The organism is Salinimicrobium profundisediminis (assembly GCF_026241755.1).
Classification (GTDB): domain Bacteria; phylum Bacteroidota; class Bacteroidia; order Flavobacteriales; family Flavobacteriaceae; genus Salinimicrobium; species Salinimicrobium profundisediminis.
Window position 1 is genome coordinate 55,307 of record NZ_JAPJDA010000015.1, and the last position, 19,048, is coordinate 74,354.

The window sequence follows — 19,048 nt, forward strand, 5'->3', positions numbered from 1 at the left end:
ATAAAATTGAACTCCCAATGAATTTTTCTTTTTCCTACTTAACTATTATAGTTTTTTGCTTATGTATTTTTTCCCCAATGGCTGCCATAAACGCACAGCAGGTAAAAACAAAATCTATATATAAAGATCCTTCAAGGAGTGTTGATGAAAGGGTAAACGATCTTTTAAAGAGAATGACCCTGGAAGAAAAAGTAGGGCAGTTATCCACACTTTTGGGATGGCACATGTACCATAAAGTTAATGACCATACGGTAGAAGTAAGCCAGGAATTTAAAGATGCGGTACAAGATCGAAACATTGGTTCACTCTGGGGAACACTTCGAGCCGACCCCTGGACAAAAAAGACCCTGGATAATGGATTAAACCCTTTGCTTGCAGCCAGGCTTACAAATGAATTGCAGAGGTATGTCATTGAGAACAGTCGCCTTGGGATCCCTGTTTTTCTGGCAGAAGAATGTATGCATGGTCACATGGCTATTGGAACCACCGTATTTCCTTCGGCAATTGGGCAGGGGAGTACCTGGAATCCAGATTTGCTTTATGAAATGGCTTCTGCTATCGCACTTGAAACCCGGGTACAGGGAGCACATATTGGGTACGGACCTATTCTCGATTTGGCCCGTGAACCAAGGTGGTCTCGGGTAGAAGAAACCTTTGGGGAAGATCCTTATTTAAATGCACAACTTGGCATTGCGGTGGTAAAAGGTTTTCAGGGAGAGGATATTTCTAGTGGTGAAAACGTCATTTCTACTTTAAAGCATTTTGCGGCATATGGTGTTTCTGAAGGGGGCCACAATGGCGCTGCAGTAATCATTGGAGAAAGGGATCTTCAGAATTATCTATATCCTTTTGAAAAGGCTGTTAAGGCCGGGGCACTTTCTGTAATGACAGCATATAGCTCGATTGATGGCATACCCAGTACAGCTCACGATAAACTTCTGGATCAAACCTTAAAGGAAAAGTGGGGATTTGATGGATTTGTAGTTTCAGACCTGGGAAGCATAGAAGGATTAAGAGGAAGTCACCAGGTAGCAGGATCTCCTCAAGATGCTGCAGCTATGGCTATTAATGCAGGGGTAGATGCCGATCTGGGAGGTAATGGGTTTGATGCAGCTTTAATTGAGGCAGTAAAGAATAATCAGGTTTCAGTTTCCGTATTAGATGCGGCAGTAAGTCGGGTTCTTGCTTTGAAGTTCAGGATGGGTCTTTTTGAAAATCCTTTTGTGGATACCTTAAATATCAAGGAAAATGTTAGAAGCGAGAGGCACAAAGCACTGGCAAGAAAGGTAGCGCAGCAATCCCTTGTTTTACTGAAGAATGAAAGCAATATTCTCCCACTCAACAAAAATGTAAAAAAAGTGGCCGTAATAGGTCCTAATGCGCATAATATATATAACCAGTTAGGAGATTATACCGCGCCGCAACCTGAGGATAATATTGTGACAGTATTCGAGGGTATCAAAAATAAACTTCCCGGGGCGCAGGTAACTTATGTAAAAGGAACGGCAATTCGAGACACCACACAAACTGATATTGAAGCCGCAGTAGAAGCAGCAAAAAAATCTGATGTTGCAATTGTGGTGCTGGGGGGCTCCAGTGCACGTGATTTCAAAACCAAGTACATAGAAACAGGGGCTGCAGTAGTAGAGGATGATAAGGGTATTATTAGTGATATGGAAAGTGGGGAAGGCTATGATAGAGCTACCTTACAGTTAATGGGAAAACAGTTAGAACTTCTCAAGGCTGTAAAATCTACGGGCACCCCTACTGTTTTAGTTACCATAAAAGGCAGGCCTTTGCTTTTAAACTGGCCCGCCGAAAATATCCCTGCTATCCTGGAAGCATGGTACCCCGGGCAGGAGGGTGGTAATGCCATAGCCGATGTACTTTTTGGAGATTACAACCCTTCTGGTAAATTACCAGTATCAGTTCCAAAATCTGTAGGCCAATTACCTGTCTATTACAATCACCTTGTTCCACAGCATCAGGATTATGTTGAAATAGACGCTCAGCCACTTTATCCGTTTGGTCATGGCCTTAGCTATGCTGGCTTTGAATATTCAGCGTTGAGTGTGAATGTTCAGGAAAAAAAGCTCCAAACCGTGGTTGACGTGCAGTTACAGGTGAAAAATACTGGAGCAGTGACCGGGGAAGAGGTGGTTCAATTATACCTCAATGATGTGGTGAGTAGTGTGGTTACTCCTTCCCGACAATTAAAGGATTTTAAAAAAATCTCTATTGCTCCGGGAGAAAGCAAAACGGTTAAGCTAAGATTATTGGTTGATGATCTGGCCCTTCTTAATGTTCAAAATGAGCGAATAGTTGAAGCAGGGACTTTTGAAATTATGATTGGTTCTTCTTCTCAAGATATTCGTTTAAAAGAGGAATTTGAGATTACCAAATCAATAGAGTTAGAGAATTAAAATTGTTCAGAACATGAATAAAAGAACTATAAAAGAAATAATTTTAGGGTTGGTGTGTATATCATTATCCTATTCTGGCTACGCACAAAAAGATAATGTGCACCAGCGTTCTTCAGAGTATCAGGCCCCTGTAGATCCTTTAGTAAAGGCTAAACTGGAAGATTGGCGTGATCAAAAGTTTGGAATTTTGATCCACTGGGGAATATACTCTGTCCCAGGTATCATTGAGTCATGGTCAATTTGTTCTGAAGACTGGATAGAAAGGGATAGTACAATCGCTTATAACGACTACAAGAAGTGGTACTGGAATTTGGAAAAAGTCTTTAATCCAGTGAATTTTGATCCAGATCAATGGGCTGAAGCGGCTGAGTCTGCAGGAATGAAATATTTGGTTTTTACTACCAAGCATCATGATGGCTTCAATATGTTTGATACTCAGCAAACAGATTATAAAATAACTGCCGGGCCTTTTAAGAATCATCCCAAAGCGAACGTAACAAAGCACATTTTTGAAGCCTTCAGAAAAAAAGATTTTATGATTGGAGCCTATTTCTCTAAGCCCGACTGGCATTCGCAATATTATTGGTGGGATAAATATGCCACTCCAAACAGAAATAATAATTATGATATCAATAGATATCCCTGGAGATGGAACAAGTTTAAAGAATTCACTTTTAATCAGCTCAATGAGCTAATGACCGATTATGGTTCTATTGATGTTTTGTGGCTTGATGGAGGGTGGGTTAGACCCAAAGAAACAGTTAATGATGAAGTAAGGGCCTGGGGGGCACCAATTCCAGAATGGAGCCAGGATATTGATATGGACAAGATCGCTGCAATGGCAAGGGAGGCACAGCCGGGAATTATTTTTGCTGACAGAACCGTGCACGGGCCATATGAGAATTATCAGACTCCAGAAAGAAAGATTCCCGATGAAAAGCTGGAGGATCCATGGGAGAGCTGTCTTCCTTTAGGAGATAATTGGGGATATGTTCCTAATGACAATTTTAAAACATCAGAAGAGGTTATCCACAACCTGGTTGAAGTTGTCGCTAAAGGTGGTAACATGTTATTGGGAATTGGTCCAGAATCTGATGGAACTTTTCCTCTGGACGCAGTTGCTGTTCTGGAGGAAATTGGGGAGTGGCTGGAAAAGAGCGGGGAGGCTATTTATAGTACCCGAACCCTTGGCTATTACAAAGACGGTACTACTTATTTCACCCAGAAAGAAGGTAAAAAATATGCCATTGTTTTGGTGAAAAAGGAGAAAGAAGCCCCCAAGATGGTTTCATGGAAAGGAAACCTGCCAAAAAAGGGTAGTAAACTTACGTTATTAGAGACCGGAGAAGTACTAAAATGGCAAATAAAGAATAATGAGGTTATCGTGAATTTACCTTCTGATTATGAACAAGTAACACCAGCACTGGCTTTTTCTTTCAATTAAATAACTTAAAGTCTGTTAAAACCGAAGATAAAATGAGTTTTATTAAAGAAGCATGTGTTGAAAATCTTCAGCAGGCGATCATCGCAGAAAAACAGGGAGCAGACAGACTGGAATTATGTACAGATCTTGAAATGGATGGTCTAACACCTTCGAATGATCTTATTTTAAAAATAAAAGAGCACATAAAAATACCGGTCCACGTGATGATTCGGCCTCGTGCCGGAAACTTTGTGTACAGTGTACAGAAAATTGATGAGATGAAAGCTTCAATAGCTTTTTGTAAGCTAGTAGGGGTAGAGGGTGTGGTTTTTGGAATATTAAATAATGATAACACCTTGAATCTGGATAAACTAAGGGAGCTTACGGACTATTCCCAACCGTTGAAGGTAGTTATACATAAAGCTATAGATGATACTCCCAATCCTTTGCAGGCTTGCAAGGAGTTAGCAGATATTAATGGTGTCACAACAATACTATCTTCAGGAGGTGAAATTACGGCTTTAGAAGGTATGGAGGTGCTTAGGGAAATGATTAAGATTTCTTCTGAAATTGAAATCATGCCGGCCGGGAAGATTACTAAATCTAATGTTCAAGAATTACATGAACTAATTGGAGCCAGGGCTTACCACGGCCGATTGATCGTAGGAAGCCTTGAAGGGCTAGCCCAATAATTAGAAGGATTCAAATTTATTGTAAATAATGAGTATTAATTTTTTCACCTTTAAGCTGTTTTTTCTGATAATATGCACCGGGATGTGGGCTCAAAATGAAAATAGTACTCTTACAGTTTTAGAAGAAGGATTTATTTTTGAGAAAGCAGAATTTCCTCAATGCCATGCTTCAACTATGGAAGTGCTTGAAAATGGCGAAATTATTGCTGCCTGGTTTGGGGGAGAATATGAACGGCATCCAGAAGTGAGTATCTACACCAGTGTTAAATCGGGGTTGGGATGGTCATCACCCCGTAAAGTAGCAGATGGGATAGTGAATGATTCCCTCAGCTACCCCACTTGGAATCCTGTTCTGTTCAAAACGAAATCCAAAAAATTGTTTCTGTTTTACAAAGTGGGGCCTTCCCCTTCACAGTGGTGGGGCATGTATAAAGTTTCGCATGATAACGGCAATACGTGGTCACAACCGGTGAGGCTCCCCGATAATATTCTGGGGCCTATTAGAAATAAACCTTTACAGATAGGTAACAGGATAATAAGCCCTTCCAGTGTGGAGAGTACAGATGGTAAAATCTGGCAATCACATGTGGAAATTTCCGAAGACGACGGTGAAACCTGGCGAAAAGTACCCATAGATTCAATTTCTGATTTCAAAACAATTCAGCCTGCTATTATTCAATATAATGGCGTATTAAAAGCGTTTTTCCGAAGTGATCAGGATGTTCTAATGGAGAGTTTGAGTAAAGATCTTGGAGAAAGCTGGACAAAACTGGAAAAAACATCTATTGCAAATCCTAATTCAGGAGTTGATGCTGTCACCTTAGCTAATGGTCATCATTTATTGGTATACAACCCCTTAAAGAGCGGTAAAGACTGGCATAACGGGCGTAATAAACTTATTGTGGCCATATCATTGAATGGAGAGGATTGGGAGCCTGTTCTAAAACTTGAAGACAGGAGTGAAGGAGAATATAGCTACCCTGCTATAATACAGGATAATAATGGGGATATTCACATTATATACACCTATGAGCGTGAAAGAATAAAATACTTAAAACTAAGATTAAATTAGTAAGATTGTTACTATAAAATGATCAGTAAATATTTACTTAAGAGAACATTATGAAAAGGAGAAATTTCCTAACCAAAGTTAGTGCAGCCGGTGTTGGTCTGCCATTAATCAACGCAAATGTATTTATGGACCTGCCTCTTTTTGAAAATAAAACAGCATCAGGACCCATTAGTGTTACCACCTGGAATTTTGCCGAGGCTAATCGCACTGCAGGAGAGTTGTTGAGCAAAGGTGCATCTGCCCTTGATGCTGTAGAACAGGGAGTACGCGTTGAGGAGTCAAATATTAAAAATCAAACTGTTGGAAAGGGAGGAGCGCCAGACAGGGATGGAAACGTGACACTTGATGCCTGTATCATGGCTCCTAATGGAAATTTTGGAAGTGTTTGTTTTCTTGAGAATATAGAACACCCTGTCTCTGTAGCACGAAAAGTTATGGAAGAGACTCCACACAATATGCTGGTTGGTGAAGGAGCATATCAATTTGCTATAAAACAGGGTTTCGAACCAGTAAATCTTTTAACACCGGAATCAGAAGCTAATTGGAAAAAATGGCTTGAAGAAAAGGAGTATAGACCAATAATAAATATCGAGAATCATGATACTATTGGGATGCTTTGTCTTGATGAAAAGGGAGATATAGCAGGAGCCTGTACTACTTCTGGCCTGGCTTATAAAATGAGAGGTAGGGTGGGAGATTCGCCCATTATTGGTTCAGGTCTTTTTATTGATAATGAAGTAGGAGGAGCAGTGGCCACAGGCCTTGGAGAAGAGATCCTTAAGAATGTAAGTACCTTTCTCATAGTTGAACTTATGCGTTCAGGGAAAAGTCCTCAGGAAGCTTGTGAGATTGCTATGGATAGAATAATCAAAAAGAATCCTGATTATAAGAATTTCCAGGTAGCATTTATTGCCCTTAATAAAAAAGGGGAAGTTGGTTCTTTCTGTATACATCCCGGATTTACTTATCTCAAATACAAGAATTCAGAAAATACAGAACTTAAAAGCAAAACTTATTTGTAGTTGTTTAAAGTTAAATCATTAGATGAGAACTAAAATTCATACAACCTAAAAATCAGATAAGCTTTTTATAGCTAGAAGAAGCTGTGGATAGTTTTCTTGATAAGTGAAACGTAACGGTTTTTTATGTTGATAAAAGAAAATGCAGGTAAGTCCACTAACCTCTATTGATCTCCTCCAGAAGCTCATCGGTTAATTCGAGGTTGTGGTAAACGTCCTGCACGTCGTCATCTTCTTCAAATTTTTCAGTAAGTTCAATAATTTTAGTAGCTTCCTGGATCGGTAGTTCTACGGTATTTAGGGGTATGCGTTGGAGCCCTGCATTTTTTGGCTCCACGCCTAACTCTTCCAGTTTGGCATTCATGGCGCCAAAATCAGTAAAATCTGTATATACATATACTAGATCCTCTTCTTTTTCTATCGTGGTGGCTCCTCCCTCTATGAGTGACAGTTCGAATTCTTCCATGCTTGAGGTTACAGACTTACGGTCAATGCTGAAGACACCTTTCCTGTCAAAAAGGAACTCCAGGGAACCGTTGGTGCCAAGGCTGCCTCCATTTTTAGAAAAGATCGACCTGACCGAAGCCACAGTGCGATTTGTATTGTCTGTAGTACATTCAATAAAAAATGCGATCCCATGCGGGCCATAGCCTTCAAAGGTTACAAGTTCAAAATTGTCGGCCTCTGCCCCACTTGCCTTCTTTATAGCACGCTCAATAGTGTCTTTAGGCATATTGACTCCCTTGGCATTAGAAATGGCATTACGAAGTGCGGGATTGGCTTCAGGGTCGGGGCCTCCACCCTCTTTAACAGCTACGCTGATTTCCTTGATCGCACGAGTGAATTGTTTTGCTCGTTTTTTATCCTGGGCTCCTTTGCGGTGTTTGATATTCGCCCATTTGCTATGTCCGGCCATTCAATTAGTCTTTAGTCGTTAGACGGTAGTCTGTAGTCTGTAGAAAATTTTTACCGTTTTGGATTAGAGATCTACAAATTTATAAAATTTGTGTCCGGGCTCAAATATTACAGGCTCGTATCAATATTCTGGGTTGTTCTGGTTGAGATATTTCCTAAGCCCAGCAATCATTTTTGAAATCTCTGCCAGCTCTTTTCTGAGGTTATCATAAACTTCTTTATTGATAAATTTCAGCCTAAAGGCAAGAGTAGAGCAAACTACACACTCTTTCAAGGAGTTAAAAGTTGTACGAAGATATTTATTAAAATCTTTATCTGTACTGCCAGAACCTTCAGCAATGTTTAAAGCTATAGAAGTTGAAGCTCTTCTGAATTGGGAGGTTAACCCAAAGAGCTCCTCTGGAGGGAACTGAAGAGTTATTTTATAGACACCGTCAATGAAAACCAGGGATTTCTGGTAAACTTTTAAGTCTTCAAATTTGAATAGCATAAGTTGTTAATTAAAGGCATCTAAGGATCATAGAATTAACAACTTACAACTTTAAAAGACTCATAAAGAAGATTAAAATAATAGGCAGTTGTATTATTAGTAATATTTCTTTACCAATTTTACTACCGTCTACCAACTAGAGTCTACTAACTTAAGTTAAATGATTCTAATCATTCAACTTAAGTACTGCCATAAAAGCTTCCTGAGGAATTTCTACGTTTCCAACCTGGCGCATTCTTTTCTTACCTTTTTTCTGCTTTTCAAGAAGTTTCCTTTTTCGGGAAATATCTCCACCATAACATTTCGCGGTAACGTCTTTTCTAAGTGCTTTTACAGTTTCCCGGGCAATGATCTTGGCACCAATAGCTGCCTGAATAGGAATATCAAACTGTTGTCTTGGAATTAATTCCTTCAGCTTTTCACACATTTTCTTTCCAATATCATAAGCATTATCAACGTGCAGGAGAGCCGAAAGGGCATCAACTACATTGCCGTTGAGTAATACATCAACCTTCACAAGCTTGGAAGCTCTCATGCCTATTGGAGAATAGTCAAAAGAAGCATAACCTTTAGAAACTGTTTTTAACCTGTCATAGAAGTCAAATACAATTTCGGCCAGGGGCATATCAAAAGATAGCTCTACACGGTCTGTTGTCAAATAGGTTTGATTGGTAATTTGGCCGCGCTTCTCAATACATAAAGACATCACCGGCCCTACAAAATCGGCTTTTGTAATGATGGTGGCTTTAATAAAAGGCTCTTCCACCCTGTCCAGACTTGAAGGTTCGGGAAGATCGGATGGGTTGTTCACCAGGATCACCTGGTCTCTGTTCTTATGCGTATATGCGTGGTAGGAAACGTTTGGAACTGTGGTAATCACAGTCATATCGAATTCCCGCTCTAAACGCTCCTGAATGATCTCCAGGTGAAGCATTCCGAGGAAACCGCATCGGAAACCAAATCCCAGTGCCGCAGAACTTTCGGGCGTGAAAACCAGGGAAGCATCGTTAAGCTGAAGTTTTTCCATAGAAGCGCGCAGATCTTCATAATCTTCGGTATCTACAGGGTATATTCCGGCAAAAACCATAGGTTTAACGTCTTCAAATCCCGGTACTGCTTCAGTGGTAGGGTTTTTTGCATCGGTGATGGTGTCTCCTACCTTTACTTCTTTAGCTTCTTTTATCCCGGTGATGAGGTAACCTACATCTCCGGTCTTAATCTCCTGTCTTGGAAACTGTTTCAGCCTTAAAGTACCTACTTCATCGGCAAAATAATCTTTATTGGTGGCGACAAACTTGATGTTCTGTCCCTTTTTAATAGAACCGTTAATTACACGGAAATAAGTTTCAACACCGCGGAAAGGGTTATAAACCGAATCAAATATCAAAGCTCTCAAAGGGGCATCTACCTTTCCGGAAGGTGGCGGAATACGTTCAATGATCGCAGCAAGAATTTCTGTAATTCCCAGGCCGGTCTTTGCACTGGCAGGAATAATATCAGATGGGTCGCACCCTAAAAGATCTACAATATCATCGGTTACTTCTTCAGGATTTGCACTTGGCAGGTCTACCTTGTTCAACACAGGGATAATCTCCAGGTCATTTTCAAGTGCGAGGTACAGGTTTGAAATTGTTTGTGCCTGTATGCTCTGTGCTGCGTCAACTACCAGTAAAGCTCCTTCACAGGCAGCAATAGAGCGTGAAACTTCATAAGAGAAATCTACGTGGCCGGGAGTGTCAATAAGGTTGAGAATATACTGCTCGCCCTTATAGGTGTAATCCATTTGAATCGCATGGCTCTTAATGGTTATTCCTCTTTCTCTCTCCAAATCCATACTGTCTAGCAGCTGCTCCTGCTTCTCCCTGTCGGTAACAGATCCTGTGGAATCCAATAAGCGATCGGCCAGCGTGCTTTTTCCGTGGTCAATATGGGCTATAATGCAAAAATTCCGAATGTTCTTCATAAATCAATTTCAACAAAGTTTTCCTTCGCAGAGAACCTTTCTGTTTAAAAGATACAAATATAGTTTTTTTAAAAGGCTGTAAAGAAAAATTATCTGCTAACCCTGGGTGTCAAAAATGGCATTTTTGAATTAGATTTTCTGTGCATAACTTTTATAAAAAATTTATAAAAGTATTTGCATATTTTAAAAATAAAAGGCTTCTTTGTAGAGCTTCCCCTCATAATTCAAGGGAATTTCCTTGTTGAATGTTGGTGGGGAGAATTCATTGCGGCTATAGCCGGTAATAATTTCCTATGAATTACAGGACAATAGGTATAGATATAGGAGCGACTAAAACCAGGATTGGAGTCGTTCAAAATGCACAGGTAATTAAGGAAGCCGATTTCCCAACCTCTTCGACGGCTTCAAAACAGCAAATTTTAGATGAACTTTCCGCCGGAATCCTAGAGGTTGCCGGGAATGATTTCTACGGAATAGGTATTGGAGTGCCGGGGTTGGTTGATGAGCAGAACGGCATTCTTTTCGATCTGTTGAATATCCCTTCTTTTAAGGAAGTGCACCTAAAAGACTTTTTAGAGCGACGTTTCAACAAACCCGTTCGTGTGACCAATGATGCAAACGTTTTCGCCCTGGGTGAAAAGATGTTTGGCGAGGGGAAACCCTTTAAAAATATGGTTGGCGTCACATTGGGGTCAGGATTTGGGTGCGGAATTATCATACACGACCAATTGTATTCCGGAGCATATTCAAGTGCAGGGGAAATAGGTGGTATTTCTTATCTCGACGGTACAGTGGAAGATTATTGTAGCGGGAAATTTTTTAAAGCACATGGCGTTTCCGGAAACGAAGTTTTTAAAAAGGCGCAGGCGGGAGATAAAGATGCCCTGTTGCTTTTTGAAGAATTTGGGATACATCTTGGTAATGCTATAAAGCTCATTTTAAATGTTCTTTCGCCACAAGCTGTATTACTGGGAGGATCTATAAGTAAAGCTTTTCCATTTTTTGAAGCCGGGCTTCAAACCACAATAGACAGTTTCCCTTTTAAGAAGGTGAGGGAACAACTGCTTGTTAAACCTTCAAACACTTTAAATATTGCCCTTTTGGGGGCTGCAGCATTAATTTTGGCTGAAGCACCTAAAACTGTTGACTACTAATTTAATTCCCTATGGCTAAAACTACTCAAAACAAAAACTCGGCAGCTGCTAGCGATTCTGGCGCCACCCGTTCAATAATCATTATTGGGGCACTTTTCTTCATTTTTGGATTTGTTACCTGGTTAAATGCTCTTTTGATACCATATCTCAAGATTGCTTGTGAACTCACCACCTTTCAGGCTTACTTTGTAACCTTTGCTTTTTATATCGCTTATGTGGTCATGGCACCTATCTCTACCAGGACACTTAATCATTTCGGCTTCAAAAAAGGAATGTCGGTGGCTTTGGGGGTAATGGCCCTTGGAGCTGTGTTGTTCATTCCGGCGGCATTGAGCCGCACTTACCTGATCTTTTTGCTGGGCTTGTTCGTTATGGGTGGAGGACTCGCAATTCTTCAAACTGCAGTAAACCCTTATGTAACTATTGTTGGGCCGGCAGAGAGTGCTGCAAAAAGAATTAGTATCATGGGAATCTGTAACAAGCTTGCAGGTGCCATCGCGCCAATTTTGATAGGGGTTTTCCTGCAGTTAGATAAAGCTGAAGTTCTTGTAGGAACTACAGATGAAGCTGCTTTAGATGAAATGGCACTTCGTGTAATTCCTCCTTATATTGGAATTATCATCGTGTTGCTCGCTTTGGCATTTTGGGTTTATAAATCAAGTCTTCCTGAAGTTGAGGCCGAAGATGAAGACGATGCTACCGCTCTTCAGAAAACTTCTAAAAAAATCACCGATTACCCGCACGCTATTCTGGGTGTGATTACGCTTTTTATATATGTAGGTGTTGAAGTTATCGCTGTTGATACTATCATTGACTACGGAATCTTTCAGGGGTTCGATTTTGAAACAGCTAAAGGCTTTACCACCGGTACTATGGCTGCCATGATTATTGGTTATCTTTTAGGGATCGTGGCTATTCCGAAGTATATAAAACAGGAAAATGCATTGAAAGTTTGTGCTATTCTTGGAGTAGTGTTCACTGTGGGCGCAATTTCCACTTCTGGCTTTATATCTGTAGCATTTATCGCTCTTCTAGGTCTGGCAAATTCTTTAATGTGGCCGGCAATTTGGCCTCTTGCACTGGCAGATGTAGGGAAACTTACAAAAGCAGTTTCCTCGCTACTCGTTATGGGAATTGCGGGAGGTGCTGTCATTCCCCTTGCTTATGGTGGTTTGGCTGAAGCTATAGATAAACAATCGGCTTACTGGATAGCTGTACCGCTTTACTTGTTTATTCTTTACTATGCCGTTGCAGGACACAAAATTAGAAAGGCATGAGACCCTACATACTGGCAGAATCTAACTGGAAAACTGTAAAAGAGCAAAAAACTGAAGTAGCTGTGCTCACCTGGGGCGCTACCGAAGCTCACAATTTTCACCTGCCTTATGCTACAGATAATTATCAGATAGAAGCAATTGCTGCCGAGGCTGCTAAAAAAGCATGGGAAGCAGGAGGGAAGGTGCTCGTATTGCCAAATATTCCGTTTGGGGTGAATACCGGGCAGACAGAAGTTGACCTTTGTATGAACTTATACCCCTCCACCCAGCTGGCCATTCTTAATGATCTTGTAGAGGTTCTTGACAGAAGTGGAGTTAAGAAGCTACTATTATTAAACGGTCACGGCGGAAATAATTTTAAAGCCCTTTTGAGAGAGGTAGGAGCAAAGTATCCAAAAATGCTACTTGTGACTACAAGTTTTTTTCAGACGGTAGACCGGAAGGAGTTCTTTGAAGAAGCCGGAGACCACGCCGATGAAATGGAGACCAGCTTAATGTTGCACCTAAGACCCGAACTCGTGCTGCCCTTAGAAGAAGCCGGAAATGGAGAAGAAAAACATTCAAGGTTAACCGCCATCAAAGAGGGCTGGGCCTGGAGTGAAAGAAAGTGGCACATGGTGTCGGCAGATACTGGTATTGGAGATCCCAGGAAAGCTTCCGAAGAAAAAGGGAAGCGGTTTTTTGATGCCGTAACCCGTCAGGTGGCAGATCTCTTGCTCGAAATGGATAAAATTAAGAATGAGGATCGGTACGAGGAATAAAAAACCCGGTCGAAATTTATAACCCTACAAAAATGTCATTATGAAATACCTTTTTAGAGGCCTTGGTTTCTTACTTTTTGCCGCCGTACTTAGTTCTTGTGGAGGAACAGAAACTGTAAATGCACCACAGGCTACTGTAATTCCCGAAATACCTGCCTTAATCCCGTTGCCTGCACAGGTGAGCTGGGAAGATAAAGCCTATGTGATTCCTGAACAAAATACCATTTGCTATTCCGGAGAAGGAAAGGAGGCTTCTCAATGGCTTGAGACTCTGCTTCAAAAAGCAGGCTTATCAGTTTCTACCAGTGCTTCCGATAACTGCGGAAACTGGAAAATTGAACAGGATAGTTCCTTAAATTCTTCTTTAGGAGAAGAAGGTTATCAATTGATGATTTCCGAAGAAGGCGTTCTGCTGAAGGCTGCTTCAAAAGCCGGACTTTTCTACGGAATTCAGACGCTGCGCCAAATGTTTCCCGCAGAGATCGAAAGCCAAAGTTTAGAAGATCAGGTAGTGCTTAGGCATACTTCTATTGAAGATAAGCCAGAATTTGGATGGAGAGGTACCATGGTAGATGTGGCCCGTAGTTTCTTTGATCTGGATTATTTAAAGCGGCACGTTGACAGAATGGCGCTGTATAAGATGAATCGCCTCCACCTGCACCTTACCGATGATCAGGGCTGGAGAATAGAGATTAAGGGCTGGCCCAAACTTACCGAGGTAGGTGGGAATAGCTCAGTACGAAGGGGAAGATCAGGGTTTTTGACTCAAGAGGAATACAAAGAACTGCAGGATTATGCTCTTGCAAGAAATATCACTATAATTCCTGAAATAGATATGCCGGGCCATATATATGCTGCTTTACTGGCCTACCCCGAATTAAACTGTGATGAATATTCCAACTTAACTCCAAAAAGGGCAATTCCGCCAGCGATTTTTGAAGATTACAATGTTGGCTGGAGCAAGTTCTGTCTTGAGAACCCAGAGATCTACAAGTTTGTGGCCGATGTGGTTGAAGAAATGGCCGAAATCACCAAGGGGCCATGGCTGCATATTGGAGGAGATGAGATTGAAGACCCTAGATATAAAGAGTTTGTTGTAAAGGCAGATTCTATCGTGCAGTCTTTTGGTAAAACCACTATTGGCTGGGAAGAAGTTACTAAAGCTGAGGTGAGTTCAAATCTTATTAGCCAGAGGTGGCATGGAAAAGTTGAGAGTGTAGTGAAAGATATTAAAGTAATCCACTCCCTATGTACACAGCTTTATCTTGATCATGCAAATGTCACAGGGCAGGAAAATACCAATAACTGGTGTAAAAAAGATGGGGTTAGCCTTGAAGATACTTACAGTTTTATAAAAGACCATGAAAATGTGATTGGAGTTGAGGCAGCTGTTTGGAGTGAGTTTGTGCTCAGCGACGAAATGATGGACAATAGGTTCTGGCCCCGCGCTATTGCAGCGGCAGAAGTAGGCTGGACTAGCGGAGATAAAAGAGAATATCAGGAATTTACTACACGACTTGGAAAGCACGGCGATAGATTAAGAGCCCTCGATATTAATTTTCACAGAACACCTGGCGTAAACTGGGGTGTCGAAAAAGCCATTCCGGGAGTCTTTTCAAATATCAAATAAGTTTCAGAATATATACAGCAATGGAGAATAAACCAACAACCGAGAGGTCATCAAATTATGATCATCTTGAGAAAATGAGTACGCAAGAATTACTCACCAATATTAATAACGAAGACAAATCTGTACCTCTGGCAATTGAAAAACAATTACCTGCTATTGAAAAGTTGGTAGATGTCATTGTGACCCGCATGCAGGAAGGTGGCAGGTTGTTCTATATTGGAGCCGGAACCAGCGGAAGATTGGGGGTGCTGGATGCTTCTGAATGTCCACCAACCTTTGGTGTTTCTGAAGATTGGGTGATAGGATTAATAGCAGGGGGCGACCATGCTCTGAGACATGCTGTTGAAAATGCAGAAGATGATTTGGAACAGGCCTGGAAAGACCTGGAGAAATTTCATATAAGTAAAAAGGATGTGCTTGTAGGTATTGCGGCTTCGGGAACTACACCTTATGTGATTGGCGGTGTAAAAAGAGCCAGGGAAGAAGGAATTGCAACGGGGTGTATTACCTGCAATGATAGCAGTCCTTTAGCTGCAGCAGTAGAATTTCCTGTTGAAGTAGTGGTAGGGCCCGAGTTTGTGACCGGCAGTACCAGGATGAAAGCAGGTACCGCTCAAAAATTAGTGCTCAACATGATTTCTACCAGCAGCCTCATCAAAATGGGGAGAGTAAAAGGGAATAAGATGGTTGACATGCAGTTGTCTAACAAAAAACTTGTTAACCGTGGTGTTAAGATGATCATGGAGGAGCTGAAGGTGGAAGAAGAGGAAGCAAAAAGACTTCTTGAGAAATATAAAAGCGTCCGAAAAGTTTTAAGAAATTTTGACTCAGAAAACTGATTAAGATACACTTATGCTAAACTTATATAAAATTTTTAGTTAAGTATGTTCAGGATAACTTATTTATTTTAACAAAGGTTTTTATTATAGTATATTTTAGTTTATATTGCTGCATCTTTTTTTATAAGATCAACTAATGATTATTTAATTCAAACTAAATTATGAGAAGAAAATTACATCTGCTTCTTGTCTTTTTTATTTTAGGCGTTTTGACGAAATCGTTTTCGCAGGAAATAGAGGTTTCAGGACAAGTACTCGATGAATCTGGGATGCCAATTCCGGGAGCATCGGTTTATCAAAAAGGGACTACAGTGGGTACAACTACCAACTTTGATGGTGAATACTCTCTGAATGTAACCGGGAATAATCCCGTGTTAGTTTTTTCTTATGTAGGATTCCAAACCCAGGAAATTCCGGTAAAAGGAAGAAATATTGTTCAGGTAACAATGACCAGCGATGTGCAGGACCTGCAGGAGGTTGTTGTTGTTGGATACGGTGTTCAAAAAAGAGCAAACCTTACAGGGGCTGTATCTACAGTAGACACCGAAGTCCTTGAAGCAAGGCCTATTACCGATGTGGCCCGTGGTTTACAGGGAACCACTCCTGGTCTCACAATTAGTGCACCAAGTGGGCAAATTGGGGATAATCCAATGATCAAACTCCGTGGTAATGTGGGAACCCTTGGGACTGATGGGGGAGCTGAGCCTCTTATTCTTGTTGATAACGTGGAGGTGCCAAACCTTCAAATGATCAACCCGCAGGATATTGAGAATATCTCTGTACTTAAGGATGCAGCTTCAACTTCTATATATGGTGCCCGTGGTACATGGGGGGTAATTCTTATCACCACCAAGAAAGGACAAAGAAATACTGCTCCTACAGTTTCTTATTCTAATAACTTCAGCTGGCAAACTCCTACTACCATGCCTGAGATCGCACCGGCAGCCGATGGGGCCGAAATGGCTCTTGCAGCTGTGAGAAGAAGAATTCCAGACCTTCCTTCTTTTGGTACTGTTGGTATGTACTTTGACGACCTTGCAGTACAAAAAATGCGAGAGTGGGAACAACAATATGGTGGTCAGGATCTGGGCCCTGAAATGGTGCTTGGACGCGATTTTGAAATTAGGGATGGCCGTTTATTCTTCTACCGTTCCTGGGATGCAATGGATCTTTTTGTAAAGGAATGGACTCCTCAACAAAAGCATGACCTATCTGTTTCAGGTGGTAGTGAGAACACAAACTATTATCTTGGTCTTGGATACCTTGACCAGGTGGGGGTATTAAAAACAAACCCCGATGAATACCAGAGATATAACGTTAATCTTAGTGTTAACTCTTCTATTACCGATTGGTTCTCTACACGGGCAAACATTCAATATAATAGCTCTTCAACCACACAGCCTTTCTACTTTTCAAGTGCCACATACGATCCGTGGTACTATGTTACCAGGTGGCCGGCTGTATATCCTTATGGTACTTATGAAGGTCATCCGTTCAGAAATCACATTTCTGAAGTAGAGCAGGCAAATATGAATGAGTATACAGATAACATGACAAGGATAACACTGGGAGGAACATTGACTCCTATTGATGATCTTTCTATTGATTTTGATTATACCCATGACCGTAACGAAGGCCATGAACACAGGGTTGGTGGTGTACTTTCAGCTTATAATTTCTGGTCTACAGGCTCAAACCTTGTATATGAACCGTATAGTAGTGCGTCATATAACAGGGTAGAATATGCCTCTGACTGGAGTAACCGAAATACAGCAAAAGCTTTTGCCACATACAATAAGTTACTGGGAGAAGATCATGATATTAAGATAATTGCAGGGGGAGACTACGAAGAGTACGAGTACTGGTACCATTCTTCCCAAAGGAGAAATTTAATTGACCCAGACAAGGGGGAATTAGATTTGGCGACTGGTGATCAATTTGTTAATGGAGACAGGAACAAATGGAAAAATCTTGGTTTCTTCGGAAGAATCAACTATTCTTTCCAGGATAAATTGTTACTGGAAGTGAATGGACGTTATGATGGAGCTTCTCTTTTGTCAGCAGATAAAAAATGGGCATTCTTCCCATCTTTCTCGGCAGGTTACGTACTTTCTGAAGAAGATTATATGGACTTTAGTAAGCCATACCTGTCTTTCCTGAAATTGAGAGGTTCATGGGGATCTTTGGGGAATCCTAATGCATCACTTGGTAGTATTTACCGAATAATGAATCCTTCCAATTCAGGATGGGTTATTGATGGTGCCGATCGTGTTACTGTAGGGACACCTCCTGCGCAACCTGCCAGTTTAACCTGGGAAACTGTGACAACCCTTGATCTTGGAGTTGATGCAAGATTTTTCCAGAACAGGCTAGGGTTAAGTTTTGACTGGTATGAAAGAGTGGTTAGCGATATGCACAGTGCTGGTGTTACCCTTCCAAATTCTTTTGGAACAGGAGCTCCAAAAAGGAACTATGGAGAGTTAACAACTACCGGTTTTGAAATTGCAGCCGACTTTAAACATTCCTTTGATAATGGCTTGAATATTAGTGCGACAGCAACTTTGACAGATTACGAGGAAGAGATCACTAAGTTTGCCAATTCGACCATGAGAATTTATAACAATTATGAAGGAAAGATGCTTGGAGAAATATGGGGATATGAAACTGATAGATTATACCAGGAAAGCGACTTTAATGCCGATGGTACTCCTGTAGCAGGAATCCCTTCACAGGAACTTTACGAGAATAGCTGGTTCCAGTATGGCCCAGGTGACGTAAAATACCGTGACCTTAATGGGGATGGTGTGATTAACTATGGAACTGAAACTGTGGGTGATTCGGGAGACATGAAAGTTATTGGGAATTCTACTCCTCGCTGGCAGTATGGTTTCAGAATTGCTGCAGATTGGAAAGGGTTTGATCTTAGCGTATTTATGCAGGGAGTTGGAAAAAGAGAAATGTGGGCAAACGGGCCTGTTGTAATTCCTGGTTACCGTTACAACGAAGGTTGGTATGCACACCAATTGGATTATTGGACCCCTGAGAATACCAATGCATTCTATCCAAAGCCAACAGACCAGTCTCAGTCAAATACAATAAGGAACTTTATGCCTCAAAGTCGTTACCTTCAGGATATGTCATATCTTAGAATGAAGAACCTTACTGTAGGATATTCGCTTCCGGGCAATATTACAGAGAGTTTAGGCATGAATAAATTCAGGGTTTATTTTAGTGGAGAAAACCTCTTTGAATGGGATAATTTAGACATGCCATTAGATCCGGAAGTAGATTACACAAGTGCTGGTCTTAATGATCCAAATACTTTTGGACGGGTGTACCCCTTCCGTAGAAACCTTTCTTTTGGAATTCAAGCGTCCATATAATAAAAAA

At 41.0% G+C, this 19,048-nt stretch carries 14 protein-coding genes; 11 read left to right on the forward strand and 3 right to left on the reverse strand.

Going from position 1 to position 19,048, the window contains the following annotated elements; genetic code table 11:
- Window positions 1-77: 77 nt before the first annotated feature.
- From OQ279_RS10260 to OQ279_RS10280, 5 genes are read left to right on the forward strand one after another with little or no spacing between them, the layout of a single operon-like run.
- Window positions 78-2,423, forward strand: a complete 2,346-nt coding sequence (locus OQ279_RS10260; RefSeq protein ID WP_266069793.1) for a glycoside hydrolase family 3 N-terminal domain-containing protein — start codon at window positions 78-80, stop codon at window positions 2,421-2,423.
- Window positions 2,424-2,436: 13 nt separating this feature from the next.
- Complete coding sequence (locus tag OQ279_RS10265; protein ID WP_266069795.1) at window positions 2,437-3,867, forward strand: alpha-L-fucosidase; 1,431 nt, start codon at window positions 2,437-2,439, stop codon at window positions 3,865-3,867.
- Window positions 3,868-3,899: 32 nt separating this feature from the next.
- The gene (locus OQ279_RS10270) at window positions 3,900-4,538 is read left to right on the forward strand and encodes a copper homeostasis protein CutC (protein ID WP_266069796.1); all 639 of its coding nucleotides are present in this window, start codon (window positions 3,900-3,902) and stop codon (window positions 4,536-4,538) included.
- Window positions 4,539-4,566: 28 nt separating this feature from the next.
- Window positions 4,567-5,610: a sialidase family protein gene (locus OQ279_RS10275; RefSeq protein ID WP_266069797.1), complete on the forward strand. Its 1,044-nt coding sequence runs from the start codon at window positions 4,567-4,569 to the stop codon at window positions 5,608-5,610.
- Between the two features lie 50 nt (window positions 5,611-5,660).
- Entirely contained in the window at window positions 5,661-6,632 is a 972-nt protein-coding gene (locus OQ279_RS10280; RefSeq protein ID WP_266069798.1) for an isoaspartyl peptidase/L-asparaginase family protein, read from the forward strand.
- Between the two features lie 154 nt (window positions 6,633-6,786).
- On the opposite strand, the gene OQ279_RS10285 is transcribed toward OQ279_RS10280, so the two are convergent.
- From OQ279_RS10285 to lepA, 3 genes are all read right to left on the reverse strand, one after another.
- Window positions 6,787-7,545, reverse strand: coding sequence for a YebC/PmpR family DNA-binding transcriptional regulator (locus OQ279_RS10285; RefSeq protein ID WP_266069799.1), 759 nt, complete (start codon window positions 7,543-7,545; stop codon window positions 6,787-6,789).
- Between the two features lie 120 nt (window positions 7,546-7,665).
- Window positions 7,666-8,034 (reverse strand): four helix bundle protein, encoded by a 369-nt coding sequence (locus OQ279_RS10290; RefSeq protein WP_266069800.1) that lies wholly within the window; start codon window positions 8,032-8,034, stop codon window positions 7,666-7,668.
- Window positions 8,035-8,200: 166 nt separating this feature from the next.
- On the reverse strand, window positions 8,201-9,997 hold the full coding sequence (lepA, locus tag OQ279_RS10295; RefSeq protein WP_266069801.1) for a translation elongation factor 4: 1,797 nt from the start codon (window positions 9,995-9,997) through the stop codon (window positions 8,201-8,203).
- A gap of 293 nt (window positions 9,998-10,290) precedes the next feature.
- On the opposite strand from lepA, the gene OQ279_RS10300 reads away from it, so the two are divergent.
- The 6 genes from OQ279_RS10300 (at window position 10,291) to OQ279_RS10325 (ending at window position 19,041) form a co-directional block, all read left to right on the forward strand.
- Window positions 10,291-11,151, forward strand: coding sequence for an ROK family protein (locus tag OQ279_RS10300; protein ID WP_266069802.1), 861 nt, complete (start codon window positions 10,291-10,293; stop codon window positions 11,149-11,151).
- 11 nt (window positions 11,152-11,162) lie between these two features.
- Window positions 11,163-12,428, forward strand: a complete 1,266-nt coding sequence (locus tag OQ279_RS10305) for a sugar MFS transporter (RefSeq protein ID WP_266069804.1) — start codon at window positions 11,163-11,165, stop codon at window positions 12,426-12,428.
- Window positions 12,425-13,189, forward strand: a complete 765-nt coding sequence (locus tag OQ279_RS10310) for a creatininase family protein (protein ID WP_266069805.1) — start codon at window positions 12,425-12,427, stop codon at window positions 13,187-13,189. Before OQ279_RS10305 ends, OQ279_RS10310 begins: the two co-directional genes overlap by 4 nt.
- 40 nt (window positions 13,190-13,229) lie before the next feature.
- A complete protein-coding gene (locus OQ279_RS10315; RefSeq protein WP_266069806.1) occupies window positions 13,230-14,819 on the forward strand; it encodes a beta-N-acetylhexosaminidase in 1,590 nt (529 codons plus the stop codon).
- Between the two features lie 20 nt (window positions 14,820-14,839).
- Window positions 14,840-15,658: an N-acetylmuramic acid 6-phosphate etherase gene (gene murQ, locus OQ279_RS10320; RefSeq protein ID WP_266069808.1), complete on the forward strand. Its 819-nt coding sequence runs from the start codon at window positions 14,840-14,842 to the stop codon at window positions 15,656-15,658.
- A 161-nt stretch (window positions 15,659-15,819) separates the two neighbouring features.
- On the forward strand, window positions 15,820-19,041 hold the full coding sequence (locus OQ279_RS10325; RefSeq protein WP_266069810.1) for a SusC/RagA family TonB-linked outer membrane protein: 3,222 nt from the start codon (window positions 15,820-15,822) through the stop codon (window positions 19,039-19,041).
- Window positions 19,042-19,048 lie beyond the last annotated feature (7 nt).

Coding starts and splice junctions, on each gene's coding strand:
- OQ279_RS10260 (WP_266069793.1), top strand. CDS start 78: ATGGCTGCCATAAACGCACAGCAGGTAAAAACAAAATCTATATATAAA.
- OQ279_RS10265 (WP_266069795.1), top strand. CDS start 2,437: ATGAATAAAAGAACTATAAAAGAAATAATTTTAGGGTTGGTGTGTATA.
- OQ279_RS10270 (WP_266069796.1), top strand. CDS start 3,900: ATGAGTTTTATTAAAGAAGCATGTGTTGAAAATCTTCAGCAGGCGATC.
- OQ279_RS10275 (WP_266069797.1), top strand. CDS start 4,567: ATGAGTATTAATTTTTTCACCTTTAAGCTGTTTTTTCTGATAATATGC.
- OQ279_RS10280 (WP_266069798.1), top strand. CDS start 5,661: ATGAAAAGGAGAAATTTCCTAACCAAAGTTAGTGCAGCCGGTGTTGGT.
- OQ279_RS10285 (WP_266069799.1), bottom strand. CDS start 7,545: ATGGCCGGACATAGCAAATGGGCGAATATCAAACACCGCAAAGGAGCC.
- OQ279_RS10290 (WP_266069800.1), bottom strand. CDS start 8,034: ATGCTATTCAAATTTGAAGACTTAAAAGTTTACCAGAAATCCCTGGTT.
- lepA (WP_266069801.1), bottom strand. CDS start 9,997: ATGAAGAACATTCGGAATTTTTGCATTATAGCCCATATTGACCACGGA.
- OQ279_RS10300 (WP_266069802.1), top strand. CDS start 10,291: ATGAATTACAGGACAATAGGTATAGATATAGGAGCGACTAAAACCAGG.
- OQ279_RS10305 (WP_266069804.1), top strand. CDS start 11,163: ATGGCTAAAACTACTCAAAACAAAAACTCGGCAGCTGCTAGCGATTCT.
- OQ279_RS10310 (WP_266069805.1), top strand. CDS start 12,425: ATGAGACCCTACATACTGGCAGAATCTAACTGGAAAACTGTAAAAGAG.
- OQ279_RS10315 (WP_266069806.1), top strand. CDS start 13,230: ATGAAATACCTTTTTAGAGGCCTTGGTTTCTTACTTTTTGCCGCCGTA.
- murQ (WP_266069808.1), top strand. CDS start 14,840: ATGGAGAATAAACCAACAACCGAGAGGTCATCAAATTATGATCATCTT.
- OQ279_RS10325 (WP_266069810.1), top strand. CDS start 15,820: ATGAGAAGAAAATTACATCTGCTTCTTGTCTTTTTTATTTTAGGCGTT.